18 protein-coding genes, 1 tRNA gene and 1 pseudogene are annotated in these 17,202 nt (G+C 65.0%); 13 read left to right on the top strand and 7 right to left on the bottom strand.

What is annotated here, in order from left to right:
- Nucleotides 1-97: 97 nt before the first annotated feature.
- Nucleotides 98-1,006, bottom strand: a complete 909-nt coding sequence (locus tag ACUXVA_RS24635; RefSeq protein ID WP_445488740.1) for a PhzF family phenazine biosynthesis protein — start codon at nucleotides 1,004-1,006, stop codon at nucleotides 98-100.
- Nucleotides 1,007-1,165: 159 nt separating this feature from the next.
- On the opposite strand from ACUXVA_RS24635, the gene ACUXVA_RS24630 reads away from it, so the two are divergent.
- Complete coding sequence (locus tag ACUXVA_RS24630; RefSeq protein ID WP_265083237.1) at nucleotides 1,166-2,041, top strand: DMT family transporter; 876 nt, start codon at nucleotides 1,166-1,168, stop codon at nucleotides 2,039-2,041.
- 141 nt (nucleotides 2,042-2,182) lie between these two features.
- Here ACUXVA_RS24630 and ACUXVA_RS24625 read toward each other — a convergent pair whose 3' ends face one another.
- Entirely contained in the window at nucleotides 2,183-2,341 is a 159-nt protein-coding gene (locus tag ACUXVA_RS24625; RefSeq protein WP_265083238.1) for a hypothetical protein, read from the bottom strand.
- Here ACUXVA_RS24625 and ACUXVA_RS24620 point away from each other — a divergent pair.
- On the top strand, nucleotides 2,325-2,639 hold the full coding sequence (locus ACUXVA_RS24620; protein WP_445488737.1) for a hypothetical protein: 315 nt from the start codon (nucleotides 2,325-2,327) through the stop codon (nucleotides 2,637-2,639). The genes ACUXVA_RS24625 and ACUXVA_RS24620 overlap by 17 nt on opposite strands.
- Nucleotides 2,640-2,650: 11 nt before the next feature.
- Here ACUXVA_RS24620 and ACUXVA_RS24615 read toward each other — a convergent pair whose 3' ends face one another.
- Nucleotides 2,651-4,096, bottom strand: a complete 1,446-nt coding sequence (locus ACUXVA_RS24615) for a cryptochrome/photolyase family protein (protein ID WP_445488735.1) — start codon at nucleotides 4,094-4,096, stop codon at nucleotides 2,651-2,653.
- A 121-nt stretch (nucleotides 4,097-4,217) separates the two neighbouring features.
- Between ACUXVA_RS24615 and ACUXVA_RS24610 the strand changes: the two genes are divergently transcribed.
- A complete protein-coding gene (locus ACUXVA_RS24610) occupies nucleotides 4,218-4,619 on the top strand; it encodes a DUF2177 family protein (RefSeq protein WP_265083240.1) in 402 nt (133 codons plus the stop codon).
- A 229-nt stretch (nucleotides 4,620-4,848) separates the two neighbouring features.
- Here ACUXVA_RS24610 and ACUXVA_RS24605 read toward each other — a convergent pair whose 3' ends face one another.
- Nucleotides 4,849-5,604, bottom strand: coding sequence for an SDR family NAD(P)-dependent oxidoreductase (locus ACUXVA_RS24605; RefSeq protein WP_265083241.1), 756 nt, complete (start codon nucleotides 5,602-5,604; stop codon nucleotides 4,849-4,851).
- Nucleotides 5,605-5,745: 141 nt separating this feature from the next.
- Between ACUXVA_RS24605 and ACUXVA_RS24600 the strand changes: the two genes are divergently transcribed.
- Nucleotides 5,746-6,633 (top strand): AraC family transcriptional regulator, encoded by an 888-nt coding sequence (locus ACUXVA_RS24600; RefSeq protein ID WP_265083242.1) that lies wholly within the window; start codon nucleotides 5,746-5,748, stop codon nucleotides 6,631-6,633.
- Between the two features lie 81 nt (nucleotides 6,634-6,714).
- On the opposite strand, the gene ACUXVA_RS24595 is transcribed toward ACUXVA_RS24600, so the two are convergent.
- The gene (locus ACUXVA_RS24595) at nucleotides 6,715-7,374 is read right to left on the bottom strand and encodes a peroxiredoxin (RefSeq protein ID WP_265083243.1); all 660 of its coding nucleotides are present in this window, start codon (nucleotides 7,372-7,374) and stop codon (nucleotides 6,715-6,717) included.
- A gap of 380 nt (nucleotides 7,375-7,754) precedes the next feature.
- On the opposite strand from ACUXVA_RS24595, the gene ACUXVA_RS24590 reads away from it, so the two are divergent.
- From ACUXVA_RS24590 to ACUXVA_RS24580, 3 genes are all read left to right on the top strand, one after another.
- Complete coding sequence (locus ACUXVA_RS24590) at nucleotides 7,755-8,327, top strand: hypothetical protein (RefSeq protein ID WP_265083244.1); 573 nt, start codon at nucleotides 7,755-7,757, stop codon at nucleotides 8,325-8,327.
- Nucleotides 8,328-8,419: 92 nt separating this feature from the next.
- Nucleotides 8,420-8,722 (top strand): type II toxin-antitoxin system HigB family toxin, encoded by a 303-nt coding sequence (locus ACUXVA_RS24585; protein WP_265083245.1) that lies wholly within the window; start codon nucleotides 8,420-8,422, stop codon nucleotides 8,720-8,722.
- Nucleotides 8,723-8,735: 13 nt separating this feature from the next.
- Nucleotides 8,736-9,107: a helix-turn-helix domain-containing protein gene (locus ACUXVA_RS24580; protein WP_445488731.1), complete on the top strand. Its 372-nt coding sequence runs from the start codon at nucleotides 8,736-8,738 to the stop codon at nucleotides 9,105-9,107.
- Nucleotides 9,108-9,114: 7 nt separating this feature from the next.
- Here the strand turns inward: ACUXVA_RS24580 and ACUXVA_RS24575 are convergent, their stop codons facing one another.
- Nucleotides 9,115-10,968 (bottom strand): alkaline phosphatase family protein, encoded by a 1,854-nt coding sequence (locus tag ACUXVA_RS24575; RefSeq protein ID WP_265083246.1) that lies wholly within the window; start codon nucleotides 10,966-10,968, stop codon nucleotides 9,115-9,117.
- A 155-nt stretch (nucleotides 10,969-11,123) separates the two neighbouring features.
- On the opposite strand from ACUXVA_RS24575, the gene ACUXVA_RS24570 reads away from it, so the two are divergent.
- The 3 genes and pseudogenes from ACUXVA_RS24570 to ACUXVA_RS24560 all read left to right on the top strand — a co-directional run bounded on the left by ACUXVA_RS24570 (nucleotide 11,124) and on the right by ACUXVA_RS24560 (nucleotide 14,303).
- Nucleotides 11,124-13,139: an acetyl-CoA carboxylase biotin carboxylase subunit gene (locus ACUXVA_RS24570; protein ID WP_445488728.1), complete on the top strand. Its 2,016-nt coding sequence runs from the start codon at nucleotides 11,124-11,126 to the stop codon at nucleotides 13,137-13,139.
- Nucleotides 13,136-14,003: pseudogene (locus tag ACUXVA_RS24565) on the top strand (isocitrate lyase/PEP mutase family protein). The gene ACUXVA_RS24570 and the pseudogene ACUXVA_RS24565 overlap by 4 nt, the downstream one beginning before the upstream one ends.
- Nucleotides 14,004-14,303: an acylphosphatase gene (locus ACUXVA_RS24560; RefSeq protein ID WP_265083248.1), complete on the top strand. Its 300-nt coding sequence runs from the start codon at nucleotides 14,004-14,006 to the stop codon at nucleotides 14,301-14,303.
- Between the two features lie 493 nt (nucleotides 14,304-14,796).
- Here ACUXVA_RS24560 and lipB read toward each other — a convergent pair whose 3' ends face one another.
- On the bottom strand, nucleotides 14,797-15,525 hold the full coding sequence (gene lipB, locus ACUXVA_RS24555) for a lipoyl(octanoyl) transferase LipB (RefSeq protein ID WP_445488726.1): 729 nt from the start codon (nucleotides 15,523-15,525) through the stop codon (nucleotides 14,797-14,799).
- 43 nt (nucleotides 15,526-15,568) lie between these two features.
- Between lipB and ACUXVA_RS24550 the strand changes: the two genes are divergently transcribed.
- The 3 genes from ACUXVA_RS24550 to ACUXVA_RS24540 all read left to right on the top strand — a co-directional run bounded on the left by ACUXVA_RS24550 (nucleotide 15,569) and on the right by ACUXVA_RS24540 (nucleotide 17,147).
- Nucleotides 15,569-15,832, top strand: a complete 264-nt coding sequence (locus ACUXVA_RS24550; RefSeq protein WP_445488724.1) for a FliM/FliN family flagellar motor switch protein — start codon at nucleotides 15,569-15,571, stop codon at nucleotides 15,830-15,832.
- 100 nt (nucleotides 15,833-15,932) lie between these two features.
- Nucleotides 15,933-16,017 (top strand) — tRNA-Leu (locus tag ACUXVA_RS24545).
- Between the two features lie 200 nt (nucleotides 16,018-16,217).
- Complete coding sequence (locus tag ACUXVA_RS24540) at nucleotides 16,218-17,147, top strand: dihydrodipicolinate synthase family protein (RefSeq protein ID WP_445488722.1); 930 nt, start codon at nucleotides 16,218-16,220, stop codon at nucleotides 17,145-17,147.
- Nucleotides 17,148-17,202 lie beyond the last annotated feature (55 nt).

The raw sequence follows: 17,202 nt of genomic DNA, 5'->3' as shown, positions 1-17,202 counted from the left end.
GATCCAGTAGTCCGAAGCACCTGCGATCATCGCGGACGCCAGCGAATACTGGGCCGCCCGCTTTCGCGGAGGGCGACAGCTATCGCTCAGTCGCGCCTCAATTCAATTCAATCGTTCCCGTCATCACCGGCACGCAACTGCCTCCGATGAATGTCGCCGTCACCGCGCCGTCCTGCTTCGTCGCTTCGGCATGCAGCAGGCTCGGTCGCCCCATCTCGACGCCCTGGGCGATGCGCCTGGTGAGCGTCAGGTTTGGCTCCGGCTGCAGCTGCGCCAGCAGGCCGATCAGCGCGACATTGGCGGCACCGGTCGCCGGGTCTTCGGGGATGTTGTGCTGCGGCGCGAACATCCGCGTCCGGATGTCGAGCGCGGGCTCGTCGACCTGAGTGTACAGATGGACGCTGGTCACCGGATGTTTCGCCACCTCGCGGCGGAATACGTCGGCATGGGCGATGGCGGCCTGCAGCACGGCGCGGCTCTTCAGCTCGGCGAGGATGAAGGCCGCGCCGCAAGAGGCGATCAGCGGCCGGTGGCTTCTGGTTTCGATGTCGTCGACGGCGATCCCGCAGGCCGCCGCGATCAGCTCGGCGGGAATTTCGGCGCCGATGCTCAGCCGCTGCGGCGCAGCGAGTCTTGCGCCGGTCACTGCGGTGCCATCGCGCAGGATCTCGACCGGGACCAGCCCGGCCTGTTCCTCGAACATCACGCGCCCGCCGGCAACCGGCCGGCCGTAACTCGTGCCGGCCCGCGCCAGCACATAGGCGGTGCCGACATTGGGATGGCCGGCGAATGGCATCTCACCCTTCGGCGTGAAGATGCGCACCGCCGCCGTGTGCGCGGGGTCCTTCGGCGGCAGCACGAAGGTGGTCTCCGACAGGTTGAACTCGGCTGCGATGGCCTGCATCTGTGCCGTCGACAGGCCCTCGGCGTTCAGCACCACCGCGAGCGGATTGCCGCTGAATTGCTCGGCGGTGAACACGTCGACGGTCTCGAATTGCAGGCGCAAGGCAATCTCCGGTTAGAACATCACCACATCGCGGACCGGCCAGTCTCCGAACGTTCATGGGAATTCCAACGTCGGCGATGTCTGGCGATGTGCGAGACGGTGAGGTACCCCGCATCATTCGCCATTGCCGCATAGCATACGATCGGGCACTCAGCATCCATGAAACATCATCCTGCAGATGTCGCGGCGCGCGCCGCACCGGTGGTCTTCGTGTTGCTGTGGTGCACCGGATTCATCGGCACCAAGTACGCGCTGGTGGGGGCGGAACCGTTCACCTACCTGACGGTGCGCATGGTCATCGCGGTCGCGATCATGGCCGTGGTGGCGACCCTGACGCGCCCGGTCTGGCCGGACCGCGCCGGCATCGCCCACAGCATCGTCGCCGGCCTGCTGGTGCAGGGAGTATATCTGTCCGCCACTGCCTTGACGGTGGCGCATTCGGTGCCGGTGGGTCTGTCGGCGCTGATCCCCGGACTGCAGCCGATCCTGACGTCGACGCTGGCCAATCGCTGGCTCGGCGAACGCGTCACGCCGCTGCAGTGGGGCGGGCTGCTGCTCGGGCTCGCTGGCGTAGCGCTGATCCTGTACGGCAGGCCAATCTCCGGCGATGCCGGCTGGGGCTGGCTGGCTTCGGCCGCCGCGTTGGTCGCCATCACCCTCGGCACGCTCTATCAGAAGCGCTTCTGCGGCCACATCGACTGGCGTAGCGGCAGCCTGATCCAGCAGATCGCCGGGCTGCTGATGCTGGCGGCGGGCGCGTGGCTGTTCGAGAGTCGCACGATCGACTGGAGTTTGCAGTTCGTGCTGGCGGTGAGCTGGCTGGCGATCGTGCTGTCGATCGGCACCGTCGGCCTGCTGTACTGGCTGTTGCGTCGCCATGCCTCGAGCCGGGTCGCCAGCCTGTTCTATCTGGTGCCGGCAGTGACCGCGTTGATGGCCTACATCCTGTTCGGCGAGACCCTCGATGTCATCGCCATCATCGGCATGGTCGCTTGCGGCGCTGCTGTGCTGGTCGTCAACCGCGCGGGGGCGTGAGCGAGCTTCCTTTGGCCCGGATCGGGCCGTCGATGTTCATCGCGCCTCTCTCCACCGGCGGAGAGGTGAAGAAGCACCGGCCAAGAAAAAGCCTCCGGGCTTGGACCCGGAGGCTTTCACTTCACAGCGAGGCTGTGATGCTTACTTCTTGGACTTCTTGGCAGCCTTCTTGGCCTTCTTCGGAGCGGCCTTCTTGGCCTTCTTCGGAGCAGCCTTCTTCACGGTCTTCTTCGCGGCCTTCTTGGCGACCTTCTTGGTGGTCTTGGCTGCCTTGGAGGCCTTCTTGGCGGTCTTCTTCACTGATTTTGCCACTGTCTTTTTCGCTTTCTTGGTTGTCTTGGCCGAAGATTTCTTGGCCGAAGGTTTCTTGGTCGACTTCTTTGCGGCTTTCTTTGCCGCGGGCTTCTTCGCCGTTTTCTTGGTGGTGGCCTTGCGGACCTTCTTCACCAAGGAAGTGGCGGCTTCTTTTGTCGCATCGGCAGCGCTACTGAGAGCGTCTGTCATCTGCTCCAAAATCGGAGTGTCGTCTTTCATCTTATCCCCCAAAGGTTATCGATTCTCTGACGGTAGTCCGATTCGGTTCTCAGATGAAGTGTGAGCGACGTGTAGTCAACTGTTTCGTGTCGCCGCATAGGCCTTCAACGCGCGCTCGCGACCCGCTTTGTGATCGATGATCGGCGTCGGATAGCTCTTGCCGAGCGTGACGCCGGCGACGCCAAGCTCTAGCGGGCTAGCGTTCCACGGCTCATGGATGGTCTTCGAGGGCATCGCCTTCAACTCCGGCACCCAGCGTCGAACGTAGAGTCCGTCGGGATCGAATTTTTTTCCCTGCAGGATCGGATTGAACACCCGGAAGTAGGGCGCGGCATCGGCACCGCAGCCTGCGACCCATTGCCAGTTGGCAGGATTGCTGCCGGCATCGGCGTCGACCAGCGTATCCCAGAACCACTTTTCGCCTTCGCGCCAGTCGATCAGCAGGTGCTTGACGAGGAACGAAGCGACAACCATGCGGACGCGATTGTGCATCACGCCGGTGTGCCAGAGCTCGCGCATGCCGGCATCGACGATCGGATAGCCTGTCTGGCCGCGTTGCCAGGCGCGCAGCGCCTTGCGGTCGGCCTTCCACGGAAAGTCGTCGAACGCGGGCTGCAGATTGCGCTCGGCGAGGTCGGGAACGTCGAACAAGAGATGACGGCAGAACTCGCGCCAGCCGACCTCGCTGAGGAATTTGTCGATGTCGGTGGCGACCTTTGGATGTTCCGCGGCAGCGAAGCGCGCGGCGTACCACACCTGCCGTGGGCTGATCTCGCCGAACCGCAGATGCGGCGACAGCCGCGAGGTGCCGTCGTGATCCGGCCGGTCGCGTTCGCTCGCATAGCCGCCGATGCCGCTGTTGAGAAAGTTGCACAGCCGTTTGTGCGCTGCGGCTTCGCCAGGCGTCCACGTCGCGCGCAAGCCTGCGGCCCAGTCCGGCCGCGATGGTTCGAGCTGCCAGTCAGCGAGGGAATCGCCCGCAACTCTCGGGGCGGACTTCAGCGCCTTCGGTGCGAGCAGGGGCTTCGCTGGATCGCCCATCGCCACCACCCGCCGCCAGAACGGCGTGAACACGCGCAGGCCGCGGCCCTCCTTGGTGCGCACGCTGGCGGGCCTGGCGAGCAGGTCGCCATCAAAACTCTGCGCGCCGACATTGAGGTCGGCGAGGGCCGCGATCACCTCGTCGGCGACGGCGAGATGCGGAACCTGCGCGATCTCGTTCCAGAACACTTGGGCCGCATCGACCTCGCGCGCCACGGCAGCGATCACGTCGGCGGCGCGGCCGCGGCGCAGTACCAGCGTGCCACCGATCGCCTCGAGGCTCGTCAGCAGCGCGCGCAGCGACTGCGCCAGCCACCAGCGCACCGCGCCGCCTGGCGGCCGGATGCCGGCGCTGTGCTCGTCGAGCACATAAAGACAGATCACCGGCGCGCCGGTCTTCGACGCGGCGTGCAAGGCGGGGTGATCGGAGAGGCGGAGATCGTCGTGAAACCAGACGATGCAAGGAGATGTGTCGGTCATCGGACATTTTTAACACAGACGACGCGCAATGTTTCCAGTCCGTCCCCAGCGATCTTTTGCAACTTTGTGCGCCCTGGCGCGTATCATGAGATTGCGCAACAGATCTTTTCCGGAGGCCGACGTGAAGCGCTACGCATTTCTCTATCTGGCGACGTTCGTCGTCCTGATCCCCATCGACTTCCTGTTTCTCGGCACCGTGGCCAAGAGTTTCTTCCAGTCGCAGGTCGGCGACATGCTCGGCGAGGTTCGCCTCGCGCCCGCGATCCTGTTCTATCTGCTCTATATCGTCGGCATCCTGGTCTTCGTCAGCGGCTCGCCCGACGCCACCTGGCAATCGACGCTGCTCTATGGCGCGCTGTTCGGCTTCTTCTGCTACGCCACCTTCGAGCTGACGTCGCTCTCGCTGCTCAAGCACTGGACCTGGCCGGTGGTACTGGTGGACGTGACGTGGGGCAGCTTCGTCACCGCGCTGTCGGCGAGCCTCGGCCTGCTGATCACCAACTGGCTGGTGCCGAAGCTGTAAGGTAGGGAGCCGGCGGGCCATTGTCCGCCGGCGCGCCGCCGGCTAGAGCGGAATTGGCTTTTACTGAATCGTGTTCCGGACGCGACGCACTGCGCCCCGCTTGGAGCGCGGTGCGTCGCAGAGCCGGGACCGTACCAGAAGCCGGAGTTCGCAACGGTCCCGGCTCTGCGATGCAGCACTTCGTGCCGCATCGCGTCCGGGACAAGGTTTCTTCCATGGCGATCAGGTCCTAGAGGCCTTGTCCGCCCGACACCTCGATCCGCTGCGCATTGACCCAGCGGTTGTCCGGCGACAACAGGCTGGCGATCATCGGCCCGATGTCATCGGGCAGCCCGACGCGGCCGAGCGCGGTCATGCCGGCGAACAGCCTGTTGATATCCGGATTGTCGCGCACCCCGCCGCCGCCGAAGTCGGTCTCGATTGCGCCCGGTGCCACCGTATTGACGGCAATGCCGCGGGGCCCCAGTTCCTTGGCCATGTAACGGGTGAGAACTTCGACAGCGCCCTTCACTGCAGCGTAGGCCGCATAGCCGGAGAACGACATTCGCGTCAGGCCGGACGACAGGTTGACGATGCGACCGCCGTCCGCGATCAGCGGCAGCAGTGCCTGGGTCAGGAAGTAGACGCCCTTGAAATGCACGTCGACCAGCCGATCGAACTGCGCCGCGGTGGTCTGCTCGATCAACGCATGGTCGCCGTGGCCGGCATTGTTGACGAGATGATCGAACGTGTCGCGCTGCCAGTGGGTGCGCAACGCGGCGCGCAGGCGGGCGGCGAAATCGGCGAAGCCGGCGATGTTGCCGGTGTCGAGCGGGAAGGCGATTGCGGTGCGGCCCATCGCGGTGATCTCGGCGACCACCGCCTGCGCATCTTCCGCCCGGCTCTGATAGGTGACGATGACATCGCCGCCGCGGCGGGCAATGCAGAGGGCGGTATTGCGGCCGAGTCCGCGGCTGGCGCCGGTGACGATGGTGATGCTGGTCATGCTGGTCATGCTTCAACTCCTGTTGCGATGACCGGCTGGATACTGGTCGGGCCTCCGGACGTCGTTGCCGAAACCTCGGCAATGCTTGCCTATTCCTCCAGGACAGGTGCGCGACATCAGGCGATCGGTTAGGATCGCGCCATGACCGAAACCTTGCTCATTGTCGCCAGCCGCTATGCAGAGGCCTTTGCCGATCCGGCCGGGTTTGCCCGGAGCCCCATTGGTGGCCTGATGATCGTCCGTTCGACCGCACCAAGCGGCCTGGTCCACGCGATCTCGAAGCCGATGGTCTGCCTCGTCCTGCAGGGCAGCAAGCAGGTGGCGATGGGGTCCGATCTCTTTGCGTTCGGCGCCGGCGACTCGCTGCTGATCACCGCGGACGTGCCGATTGTCAGCCAGATCACCCGCGCCAGTGACGCCGCGCCCTATCTTTCCCTGGTTGTCGAACTGGATCTGGCGGTGATCGCCGAACTGACGTTGCAGATGGCGGCGTTGACCGTGGCGGAAGGTGCGGCGGTGCGGGTCGAACCGACAGACGGCGAGGTTGCCGACGCGGCGCTGCGGCTGATGCATTTGCTGGAGTGGCCGGCGGCGGTGCCTGTGCTGGGCCCGCAGATGCTGCGCGAGATGCACTACTGGCTGCTGGCCGGCCGGCACGGCCCCGCCATTCGCCGGCTCGGTTGGCAGGACAGCCACGCCCAGCGGATCGCGGGGGCCGTCGCCGTGCTGCGCACCGAGTTCGCGCGGCCGCTGCCGGTCGAGCGTCTGGCGGCGATAGCCGGAATGAGTCCGTCGTCTTTCCACCAGCATTTTCGCAGCGTCACCTCGCTGTCGCCGCTGCAATTCCAGAAGCAGTTGCGTCTTATCGAGGCGCGGCGGTTGATGGCTGCGGAGGGATTGTCGGCGAGCAGCGCGGCGTTCGCGGTCGGCTATGAGAGCGTGCCGCAATTCACCCGCGAGTACGGCCGGATGTTCGGACTGCCGCCGGCCCGGGACACGGAAGCGGCGAGGGCGGCAACGGCGGCCTGAACTGTGTGGCTGATATCTCTTCCGGAAAATCAAAGGGCGCCCCGCATCGCGGGGCGCCCTTGGTCGTTCAGTGCTGGCGACCTACTTCGGCTGCGGCACGATGCGGAGATACGGCTTCGGTTCTTTCCATCCGTCCGGATAGATCGTCTTGGCCTCGTCGTTGGTCACCGAGCCGGCGATGATGACGTCCTCGCCCTGCTGCCAGTCGGCCGGCGTCGCGACGCGGTGCTTGGCGGTCATCTGCAAGGAGTCGATGACCCGCAGGATTTCCTGGAAGTTGCGGCCGGTGGTCATCGGATAGACCAGCACCAACTTGATCTTCTTGTCCGGCCCGATGATGAACACGTTGCGGACGGTCTGGTTGTCAGCAGCGGTGCGGACGTTGGCGTCGCCGGAGACGGCCGCCGGGAGCATGCCGTAGAGTTTCGAAACGTTGTAGTCGGTGTCGCCGATCATCGGGAAGGTCGGCTCGTAGCCCTGGGTTTCCTTGATGTCATCGACCCAAAGCGTGTGCTTGGTGACCGGATCGACGCTGAGTCCGATCAGCTTGACCCCGCGCTTGTCGAACTCCGGCTGCAGTTTCGCCAGCGCGCCCAGCTCGGTGGTGCAGACCGGGGTAAAGTCCTTGGGGTGCGAGAACAGCATCGCCCAGCTGTTGCCGATCCAGTCATGGAAATGGATGCGCCCGGCGGTGGTCTCGGCCTCGAAATCCGGTGCCACGGCGCCAATCTGGAGTGTCATGTCTCGCCCTCATCTCGTTCAAGTTACGGCTTAAAATCGCAACGGGACTATACGGGGCAGGGACGGCAAAGGGAACCGGCCGGCAAAAAGGACAAGATCCTTCTCCATGCGCGCTCCGGACCGCAATCTTTCGTTTACCGCTCCCCGCGGTGGCGGAAAAATCACGGCCTGCGGCAAATCTGCGGCGCCGCGATATTGCCGCTTGGGCGGCCCAATCCCGCCTGACCGGGTTGCGACATCCCTGAACCAAGCACCCCGCCGCAGCGACCAATAACCGCCTGTTTACGACGGGGCGACTACGGGACCGATTATTAACCGAGCGTTAAGACCCGCATGAAAATGCTGGGGTTCAGAATGAAAAGACCATGAGAGAAAATCAAATGTCCACCGCAGCCCCCGCCGAACAGATCGGCGCCATCGAGACCTCCGGCATCCTGGATCGCATCACGGCGGCGCAAGCCCTCGCGGTCGTGCGCGACGGAGTGATCACCGGCGAGGGACCGACCACCCGGGGCCGCATCCATTTTTCCCGCGCGCTGGACGCCGATGACGCCGCCTGGTGCGCGCGCATCCTGACGGCCGCGGGTGTCGCCAACCAGCCGGTCAGCCGCGACGAGGCCGAGGCGCTGTTCGAGATCAACGACGCCGCCGCCGATCGCAGCGACGAAGGCCGCTTCGACGACCTGTTTGCCAAGGCCGTGGTGCATCACGCCGCCGCCGCATCCGGACTGCCGGTGCCGCCGCGTGCCGTGGCGCTGTCGCCCGACACCGCGATCGACAGCTGGGCGCCGACCCGCGCCGTCGGCGTCAACATCGAAGTGCTGGAATGGATCGCCAGCCAGATGCGCGGCAAGCGTCGCAGCAACCGCACGCTGATGACCCTGGTCGCCACCATCGTCGGCGCCGCCACCATGCCGCTGGCTTTGCCGAACGTGTTCGACCTCGGCGTTTAAGCCGGACGCACGAGATCTAAATTTGAAGAACGGCGGGGGCTTGTCCCGCCGTTTTTTGTTGCCATGTTCCCGATCCGGGAACATGCTTTTGTATGCGCATTATCTCGTGGCGCGTGCTCGCTGCCTATGCAGAGAAACATCCAGAGACAATAATTGCGCTTATGCGCTGGCGAGCGCAGGTCAGGGCAAGCGATTGGGGCTCGATGGATGACGTCCGCCGCGCTGCTCCGAGTGCGAAGGTTCTCGACGGGAGGCGTGTGAGATTTGAAGTCGCAGGCGGAAATTTTCGGATGATCGTGGCATTTGATTTCGCCAGACGCATTGCGTTCATCAAGTTCATTGGCACGCACGCCGAATATGATCGCATCGACGCTTTGACCGTCTCGCAGTTCTGAAAAGGGTAGCATCATGGACATTCACCCCATTCGAAACGACGACGATCATCTTGCCGCGCTGCGCGAAATTGAACGGCTTTGGGGGGCCGCGGTCGGCACCGAAGACGGCGACAAGCTCGACATTCTTGCAACGCTTGTCGAGAAGTACGAGGACACGCGCTGGCCGAATGCCGATGCGTCTGATCCGATCGATGTGCTGAACTATGCCATCGACGAGCTCGGCCATTCCCAGGCCGAGCTCGCGGAATTGCTGGGCTCGCGGTCGCGTGCGTCCGAGCTACTGAACCGACGCCGGGCGCTGACCGTGGAGATGATCCACACGATCAGCGAAGCGTGGAAGATCCCCGCTTCGCTGCTGGTGAAGCCGATCCGGTCCGCAGCTTAAGCAGGGCTTACTTCCCCGCCGTCTTCGGCTTGTCGGCATCGAGCCCGACGGTGCGGCCGGGGAAGCCGGCGACGTCGAAGTAGCGCTGCTCGCCGACGCGCTGCAACAGCAGGACGGTGCGCAGGCCCTGGGCGTCGGGCTTCGAGCGGACGGTGTCCGAAACCGCCTTCGGCGTTTTGCCGTTGGGCATGGCTTCGGTCATGACGCGGCCGATCAGGTGACCGTTGGCCTTGCGGCTGAGGCCGAGCAGCTTGGCCGCGGTGATGCCGACGTCAGCGTTGCTGACCGGCAGCGCGTCGACATATCCGGTTTTGAAATCCGGGCCGATGGCTGCCATGAAGTTCATGGTGTCGCCGCGGCCAAAACTGCCATGCATGCCCTGGCCCTGGCGCAACACGGTGTCGGCGACCTCCACCGAGCAATTGGTGGGGACGTCGCAGCCGGTGGCGTAGGAGCGGAAGCTGACGGCGATGGCCGGATGCGGCGTGACCGCCTTGCCGGACAGGTTGATCGCCGACATCGGCAGCGCGCCGGGGAACGAGCCCAGCGAGTCGTCGACGAAGATGCCGCTGACATAGTCCTGCGCCAGCAGTGCCTTCACGGTACGTGCCGCAAGCGCCTTATCCTTGGTCGGCAGGTAGATCAGGTTGGAGCCGCCATTGGTGGCGACGATCAGCTCCGGTTTTGCGGGATCCTTGCCGAGGTAGGCATTGCCGGCCTTCGGATAGTCATTGTCGGCGACGGCAGCGAACTTGCTGTTGGGATCGAACAGCGGCAGGTCGAGCGCCCTTCCCAGGTCGATGGCGAAGAAGCCGAGCGGCAGGAAGCCGGCCGGGGTGTCGGGGTAGGTGCCCTTGATGGTCGTCGAGGTCTTGCTCTCCTTGGAGATCGTCGAGAAGCCATGGTCGGCGGACACGATGATGTTGGTCGAGGCGGCGAGGCCGAGATCGTCGAGCGCCTTGCGCAACTGCGCGAGGTTGTTGTCGGTGTTCTTGATGGCGGCCATCGAGGTCGGGCCGTTGATACCGGGCGTCACGGTGTTGAGGCTGTCGCCGGTGTTGTGCTGGCTGCCGTCGGGATCGCGCGCCCAGAACACCAGCACGAACGGCTTGTTGCGCGCCTTGAACATCGGCAGCACCACCTTGGTGGCGACGTCGGCGAGGTAGCCCTGCTGCGCGATGTTGGCGACCACGGTGCCGGGAGTCTTGGCATCGCCGGCCTTGCCGTTGTCGCCGCGCGACGGCGTCGCCAGCGGCAGGTTGGCGGCGGTCAGCGCCGCCTTGATCTCGTCGGAGAGGGGAATGCCGATCAGCTTGCCGTCCTTGTCGACAGCGCCGGTCTGGTCGTCGAGGATGATGCTCTTGGTGCCGGTGCGTTCTGTGTGGTCAAACACCAGGGTCGGGCCGACCTTGCCGATGGCCGCGGTGCTGAAGCCGGCACTGCGCGCGGCCTTCAGCAGGGACTCTTCGTTGAGGTAGTCGCCATTGAACTGCTCGTCGAGGTCGCCGAGCACCTGGTCATGCTCGATGAACGGGATCGTGCTGCCGTTCTGCACCGGGGTGGGGTGGCCAGTATAGATCGAGTTGCTGAAGGTGCCGGTGTCGCCGAGGTAATGTCCTGTGGCCATGCCCGACGCATTGGCCATGGTGAAGGTCGGAAACAGTGAATGGGAGTTCTTGAAGTTGACGCCCTTGTCGCGCAGCGCGGCCATGGCCGGCGCGGTTTCGGGGGTCACCTTGAGGGCCCGCAGGCCGTCCGGAACGAACAAAATCAGGTTGCGGGGAGGGCTATTTTGGGCGAAAGCCGTGTTGGCTGAAAGAACGGTTAGCCCAACGGACAAGATTGCGATGGCGCAGCGCATGGAAATCCCCATTTCGAACCGGTTCCGGCCGTTTCGGCCGCTGCCATTCTGTAGTTTTTCTGTGCGACAGAATTGTTACAGCCGCGTCCACATGCCACATTGCGCCGCCGGCCCGCTTGGCCGGAGCCCGCCCCAAGGTTGCAAGTAAACAGCTCATGTTCAAACGAATTTTGATCGCCAACCGAGGCGAGATCGCCTGCCGCATCATCAAGTCCGCCCGCCGCATGGGCATCCAGACGGTGGCCGTCTATTCCGAAGCGGACCGCGACGCGCTGCATGTGGAGATGGCCGACGAGGCCGTCCTGATCGGGCCGCCGGCGGCGAGCGAGAGCTATCTGCTGATCGAGAAGATCATCGAGGCCTGCAAGAAGACCGGCGCCGAGGCGGTGCATCCCGGCTACGGCTTCCTCTCGGAGCGTGAATCCTTTCCGCGCGCGCTGGAAGCCGCAGGCATCGTCTTCATCGGTCCCAACCCCGGCGCCATCGCCGCGATGGGCGACAAGATCGAATCCAAGAAGGCCGCGGCCAAGGCCAACGTCTCCACGGTGCCCGGCCATCTCGGCGTCATCACCGACGGCAAGCACGCGATCCGGATCGCCGACGAGATCGGCTATCCCGTGATGATCAAGGCCTCGGCCGGCGGCGGCGGCAAGGGCATGCGCATCGCCTATTCGACGTCGGAAGTCGAGGAAGGCTTCGGCCTCGCCACCGCCGAGGCAAAGTCCTCGTTCGGCGACGACCGCGTGTTCATCGAGAAGTTCATCGTCGACCCCCGCCATATCGAGATCCAGGTGCTTGGCGACAAGCACGGCAACGTCATCTATCTCGGCGAGCGCGAATGCTCGATCCAGCGCCGCAACCAGAAGGTCATCGAGGAGGCGCCGAGCCCGCTGCTCGACGAGGCCACCCGGCGCAAGATGGGCGAGCAGGCGGTGGCGCTGGCCAAGGCGGTGAATTACGATTCCGCCGGCACCGTGGAATTCGTCGCCGCGCAGGACAAGAGCTTCTACTTCCTCGAGATGAACACCCGGCTGCAGGTCGAGCATCCCGTCACCGAACTGATCACCGGCGTCGACCTGGTGGAGCAGATGATTCGCGTCGCCGCCGGCGAGAAGCTTCAGATGGCGCAGAAGGATGTCACGCTGACCGGCTGGGCGGTTGAATCCCGCGTCTATGCCGAAGATCCGTTCCGCAATTTCCTGCCCTCGATCGGCCGCCTGATCAAGTATCGTCCGCCCGCCGAGAGCAGCGTCGACGGCATCACCGTGCGCAACGACACCGGCGTGGAGGAGGGCGGCGAGATCTCGATCTATTACGACCCGATGATTGCCAAGCTGGTCACCCACGCGCCGTCGCGCGCCGCCGCGATCGAAGCGCAGTCCCATGCGCTCGATGCCTTCTACATCGAGGGCATCCGTCACAACATTCCGTTCCTGTCGGCCTTGATGAACCATCCGCGCTGGCGCGAGGGCAACCTCTCCACCGGCTTCATCGCCGAGGAATTCCCCAAGGGATTTGCCGCGCGACCGCCGGAAGGCGAAGTGGCGCGCCGCATCGCGGCGGTGGCCGCGGCCATCGACCATGTGATCGGTGAGCGCAAGCGACAGATCTCCGGCCAGCTCACCGGCCGTGCCGTGACCCGGGCCGGCCGGCGTGCGGTGTGGCTGGAGCGCGACGAGATCGCGCTCGACGTGACACGCGACGGCGACGGCGTGGCGGTGCGCTTCGTCGCGGCCGACGGCAGCGTCGGCAATCCGCACCGGCTGGTGTCGCCGTGGACGCCCGGCAATCCGGTCTGGGAAGGCACCGTCGACGGCCACGTGGTGGCCATGCAGGTGCGGCCGATTCCCAACGGCATCCGCCTCGCGCACCAGGGCTATGAGGTCGCCGTCAATGTCTTCACCGAGGCCGAGGCGGTCGCGGCGCGGCTGATGCCGGTCGGCGTCAAGGCCGATACCGGCAAGAAGCTGTTGTGCCCGATGCCCGGCCTTGTGGTGTCGATCGCGGTGACCGAGGGCCAGGACGTCAAGGCCGGCGAGACGCTGGCGGTGGTGGAGGCGATGAAGATGCAGAACGTGCTGCGCGCCGAACGCGACGGCATCGTCAAGAAGATCCACGCTGTCGCCGGCGCCACCTTGGCGGTCGACGCGCTGATCCTCGAATTCGCATGACCTTCCGCACTCGCCGCGCCGTTTTGCGGGAGATCCTGGCCGGCGACAAATGCCTGCGTCCGGCCTCGGTCTATGACGCGATCTCGCTGCGCATCGCCGAGGACATCGGCTTCGAGGTCGGCATGTTCGGCGGCTCGGCGGCGTCATTGGCGGTGCTCGGCGATCCCGACATCGCGCTGATCACGCTCACCGAGCTGGCCGAACAGATGCGCCGCATGGCGCGTGCGGCGACGCTGCCGGTGCTGGTCGATGCCGATCACGGCTACGGCAATGCGCTCAACGTCCGCCGCACCGTGCAGGAGCTGGAGATGGCCGGCGCCGCCGGCCTCACCATCGAGGATACGCTGCTGCCGCAGGCCTATGGCGTTTCGAAGCAGCAATTGATTTCGCATGACGAGGGCGTCGGCAAGATCAGGGCGGCGCTGCAGGCGCGCGGCGATCTCGTCGTTGGTCATCGTCGGCCGCACCGGTGCGGCGTCGATCACCTCGGTGGATGACGCCATCGTGCGCGCACGCGCTTATCAGGCCGAGGGCGTCGATGCGCTGATGTTCACCGGCGTCAAGACGCGCGCCGAGCTCGAAGCGATCAGCGCCGCGACCACGCTGCCGATCGTGCTCGGCGGCCCGACCGAGGAGATGGCCGACTGGGACTTCCTGGCCGCGCAGCGTGTGCGCATCGCAGTGCAGGGCCATGCGCCGATCGCCGCGGCGACGCAGGCAATCTTCGCCACCCTGCAGGCGGTGCGCGACGGTGCTGCGCCCAAGGAGTTGCAGGGCCTCGCGTCATCGGATCTGATGGACTGGGTGACCCGCGCGGCCCTCGTCAAACAGCGCGCCGCCGATGTGCTTGGGCTGAAGAAATAGATGGTCGAGGCGATCCGTCAGGTCACCATCCGCGGCCGGGTCCAGGGCGTCGGCTATCGCGCCTGGCTGGAATTCACCGCCGAAGGCCTCGGCCTCGACGGCTGGGTGCGCAATCGCCGCGACGGCAGTGTCGAGGCGCTTCTCGCTGGCCCCGAACAGGTGGTCGCGGAGATGATCGCGCTGTGCCGCCAGGGCCCGTCCGCGGCGCGCGTCGACGGCGTGGTTGACGAGGAGGGCCATCCCGACGCCTTAAAGCTGCGCGCCACCGGCGAACGGTTTTCGGTGCTATCGACGATCTGATTTTGTTGATACATGCTCGTTGACAAAAATCCTATATCAGACTTATAGTCTCCTTGTCCTGCTCAACGAGGGGCGCTGTCATGAGGCGTCTTGAGAGTGGAGCCGGATGCGGTGTCCCGCGCGCGTGCCTCGCAAGCACGCCCCGGGAGGCTGGGGTCACCGTCCGGGCCCTACTACGGGGGCTCTGCCTTGAGTGGCTGGACGCGGATGGCGAAAGGCGGGCGAAATCCCGCCGGAGTGGCTCCCAAAGGGAGTTCACGTGCCAGCCCGGAAGCACGGTCCCCTCGCCATAAACCCCGCGGTGGCGCGCCTGCAGGCGCCGCGACCCGCTTCGCCGTTGCGACGGCGTGACGGATCGCGTCCCAACTACCACAACCGCGCCTGCCGGCGCGCCGCTCCCCTCATGTCTGGAGGGGAGGACTGCTCACACCTCGGACGCCATAGGCGCCGCGAGAACGAGAGCGCTTAGCTGTTTGACATTCGAATCGGAAATTCAGGCGGTCGTTTCCGCCATTCGCGCATCCGCTTCGCCAAACACCTCGGCAAAGGCCTGGCGCAGCGCGATGTCGACGTCGGTCATGCCAACGGGCAGGCCGAGGTCGACCAGGCTGGTGACGCCATAGCGGGGATCGACCACGCCGCACGGCACGATCGACTCAAAATGGCTGAGGTCGGGCTCCACATTGATGGCGATGCCATGGAACGAGACCCAGCGCCGCAGCCGGACGCCAATGGCGGCGATCTTGTCCTCGTGACCCGGTCCCTTGTCGGGCCGCGCGACCCAGACGCCGACACGGTCTTCACGCCGTTCGCCCCTGACGTTGAAGGCGGCGAGCGTGCGGATGATCATCTCTTCCAAGCCGGCCACATAGGCCCGCACGTCCGGCCGTCGCGCCTTGAGGTCGAGCATCACATAGGCAACCCGCTGGCCCGGTCCGTGATAGGTGACCTGGCCGCCGCGCCCGGTCTCGTACAGCGGGAAACGCGCGTCCAGCAGGTCGCCGGCCTTGCCCGAGGTGCCGGAGGTGTAGAGCGGGGGGTGCTCGAGCAGCCAGACCAGTTCCGGCGCCTCGCCGGCGGCAATGGCCGCGGCGCGTGATTCCATCGCCGCCACGGATTCGGGATAGCCGACGGGGGCGTCGGACACCCGCCATTCCACGGCTGCGGCGCCCGTTGCCTGCGCAAACGGCGTCAAATCGAGGGTCTGGCGATCATTAACCATTGGCTAACCATAACGTGTTGATCTCTGGGCAATGCAATCTTGCATGTGTGAGTTCAGGTCCCCAGTGCCAACCCTCGATAATGTCACAGTCGATATCATGGTGGTCCTCGGAACCACCTCGATGCCCGTCCATCAGGTGATGCGGCTCAGCCGCGGCGCCATCATTGAGCTGGATGCCGGCGAGCAGGATGAGGTGCGGATCCTCGCCAACAACCTGCCGATCGCCAGCGGCGTGGTGCAGGTCAACCGCAACCGCATCGCGGTCGAAGTCAAGCAAATGTTGCCGCGGAGCGCAGACCACAGATAGGTGGTGCGGATCGCTCCGCAGCCCTTGTCCCCCCATCATTGATTTGTTACATCGGCGCCGGTTGATCCGGTCGGGCGAAAGTCCGGGGCCGGATTCTTTAGCGCTCGTGGCGGAATTGGTAGACGCGCTGCCTTGAGGTGGCAGTCCGTAACAGGGTGGGGGTTCGAGTCCCTCCGAGCGCACCACACCTCATACTTTGTTGAAATCACTCATCTTTCGGTTCAAGCCCGCGGTATGCGCGGCGGGCTCCGCAGTTGCTTTTTGCCCGGCGATGGCGTTGAGATTGCGCCGGCTGCGAGCCAATCCTGCCGCCACCGGTCGATTGTCCGGTCGGCGATGGTTCGCGGCGCGCGACAATCAAGAATCGCATCCGAAGAGGACCAAGATGAGCCAAGCCAGCATTCGCACCTATCGCGGCGTTTTTCCTGTCGCGCCGACGATTTTCAACGATCGCGGCGAGCTCGATCTCGATGGCCAGCGGCGCTGTATCGATTTCATGATCGACGCCGGCTCCAACGGCATCTGCATTCTCGCCAACTTCTCCGAACAGTTCGTCCTGACCGACGCCGAACGGGACCAGATCATGCATGCGGTGCTCGCGCATGTCGCCGGCCGGGTGCCGGTCATCGTCACGACCACGCATTTCAGCTCGTCGATCTGCGCCGTCCGCAGCAGGCAGGCCCAGCAGGCCGGCGCCGCCATGGTGATGGTCATGCCGCCCTATCACGGCGCCACCTTTCGCGTGTCCGAAAAGGCGATCTTCGATTTCTATCGCGTCGTCTCCGATGCCATCGACATCCCGATCATGATCCAGGACGCCCCGGTCGCGGGGACGCCGCTCTCGGTCGACTTTCTGGCACGCATGGCGAGGGACATCGGCAACGTCAGCTATTTCAAGATCGAGGTCCCGATGGCCGCCGCCAAGCTGCGCGATCTCATCGCGGCGGGTGGCGACAGCATTGTCGGCCCTTGGGACGGCGAAGAAGCCATCACCCTGATGGCCGATCTGGATGCCGGCGCGACCGGCGCCATGACCGGTGGCGGCTACCCCGACGGCATCCGGCAGATCGTGGATCCTTATTTCGCCGGGCAACGTGAAGAGGCGGCGGCGGCCTATGCACGCTGGCTGCCGCTGATCAATTACGAGAACCGGCAATGCGGTTTGCAGGCCTGCAAGATCCTGATGAAGGAGGGCGGCGTAATCGGGTCGGACATGGTTCGCCATCCGCTGCAGAACGTGCATCCGGCGACGCGCGCGGGTCTTCTGGAGATTGCCAAGCGCCTCGATCCGGTCGTGCTGCGCTGGGGAAAATAGAGCGTCAGGCAATGCAGCCCGCGATGCGGACCATCATCTAGATCGGTGATCATCC

The sequence above is a fragment of the Rhodopseudomonas sp. RCAM05734 genome (genome assembly GCF_052658035.1).
The sequence above is the reverse complement of the archived record's forward strand: the minus strand, read 5'-3'. Positions and strand labels throughout refer to the sequence as shown.

Bases quoted from the DNA above. Each gene is read 5' to 3' on its own strand.
- ACUXVA_RS24570 (WP_445488728.1), top strand. From the start codon at position 11,124: ATGTTCAAACGAATTTTGATCGCCAACCGAGGCGAGATCGCCTGCCGC.
- ACUXVA_RS24585 (WP_265083245.1), top strand. From the start codon at position 8,420: ATGCGCATTATCTCGTGGCGCGTGCTCGCTGCCTATGCAGAGAAACAT.
- ACUXVA_RS24575 (WP_265083246.1), bottom strand. From the start codon at position 10,968: ATGCGCTGCGCCATCGCAATCTTGTCCGTTGGGCTAACCGTTCTTTCA.
- ACUXVA_RS24540 (WP_445488722.1), top strand. From the start codon at position 16,218: ATGAGCCAAGCCAGCATTCGCACCTATCGCGGCGTTTTTCCTGTCGCG.
- lipB (WP_445488726.1), bottom strand. From the start codon at position 15,525: ATGGTTAATGATCGCCAGACCCTCGATTTGACGCCGTTTGCGCAGGCA.
- ACUXVA_RS24550 (WP_445488724.1), top strand. From the start codon at position 15,569: ATGTGTGAGTTCAGGTCCCCAGTGCCAACCCTCGATAATGTCACAGTC.
- ACUXVA_RS24630 (WP_265083237.1), top strand. From the start codon at position 1,166: ATGAAACATCATCCTGCAGATGTCGCGGCGCGCGCCGCACCGGTGGTC.
- ACUXVA_RS24590 (WP_265083244.1), top strand. From the start codon at position 7,755: ATGTCCACCGCAGCCCCCGCCGAACAGATCGGCGCCATCGAGACCTCC.
- ACUXVA_RS24600 (WP_265083242.1), top strand. From the start codon at position 5,746: ATGACCGAAACCTTGCTCATTGTCGCCAGCCGCTATGCAGAGGCCTTT.
- ACUXVA_RS24580 (WP_445488731.1), top strand. From the start codon at position 8,736: ATGGACATTCACCCCATTCGAAACGACGACGATCATCTTGCCGCGCTG.
- ACUXVA_RS24595 (WP_265083243.1), bottom strand. From the start codon at position 7,374: ATGACACTCCAGATTGGCGCCGTGGCACCGGATTTCGAGGCCGAGACC.
- ACUXVA_RS24605 (WP_265083241.1), bottom strand. From the start codon at position 5,604: ATGACCAGCATCACCATCGTCACCGGCGCCAGCCGCGGACTCGGCCGC.
- ACUXVA_RS24560 (WP_265083248.1), top strand. From the start codon at position 14,004: ATGGTCGAGGCGATCCGTCAGGTCACCATCCGCGGCCGGGTCCAGGGC.
- ACUXVA_RS24615 (WP_445488735.1), bottom strand. From the start codon at position 4,096: ATGACCGACACATCTCCTTGCATCGTCTGGTTTCACGACGATCTCCGC.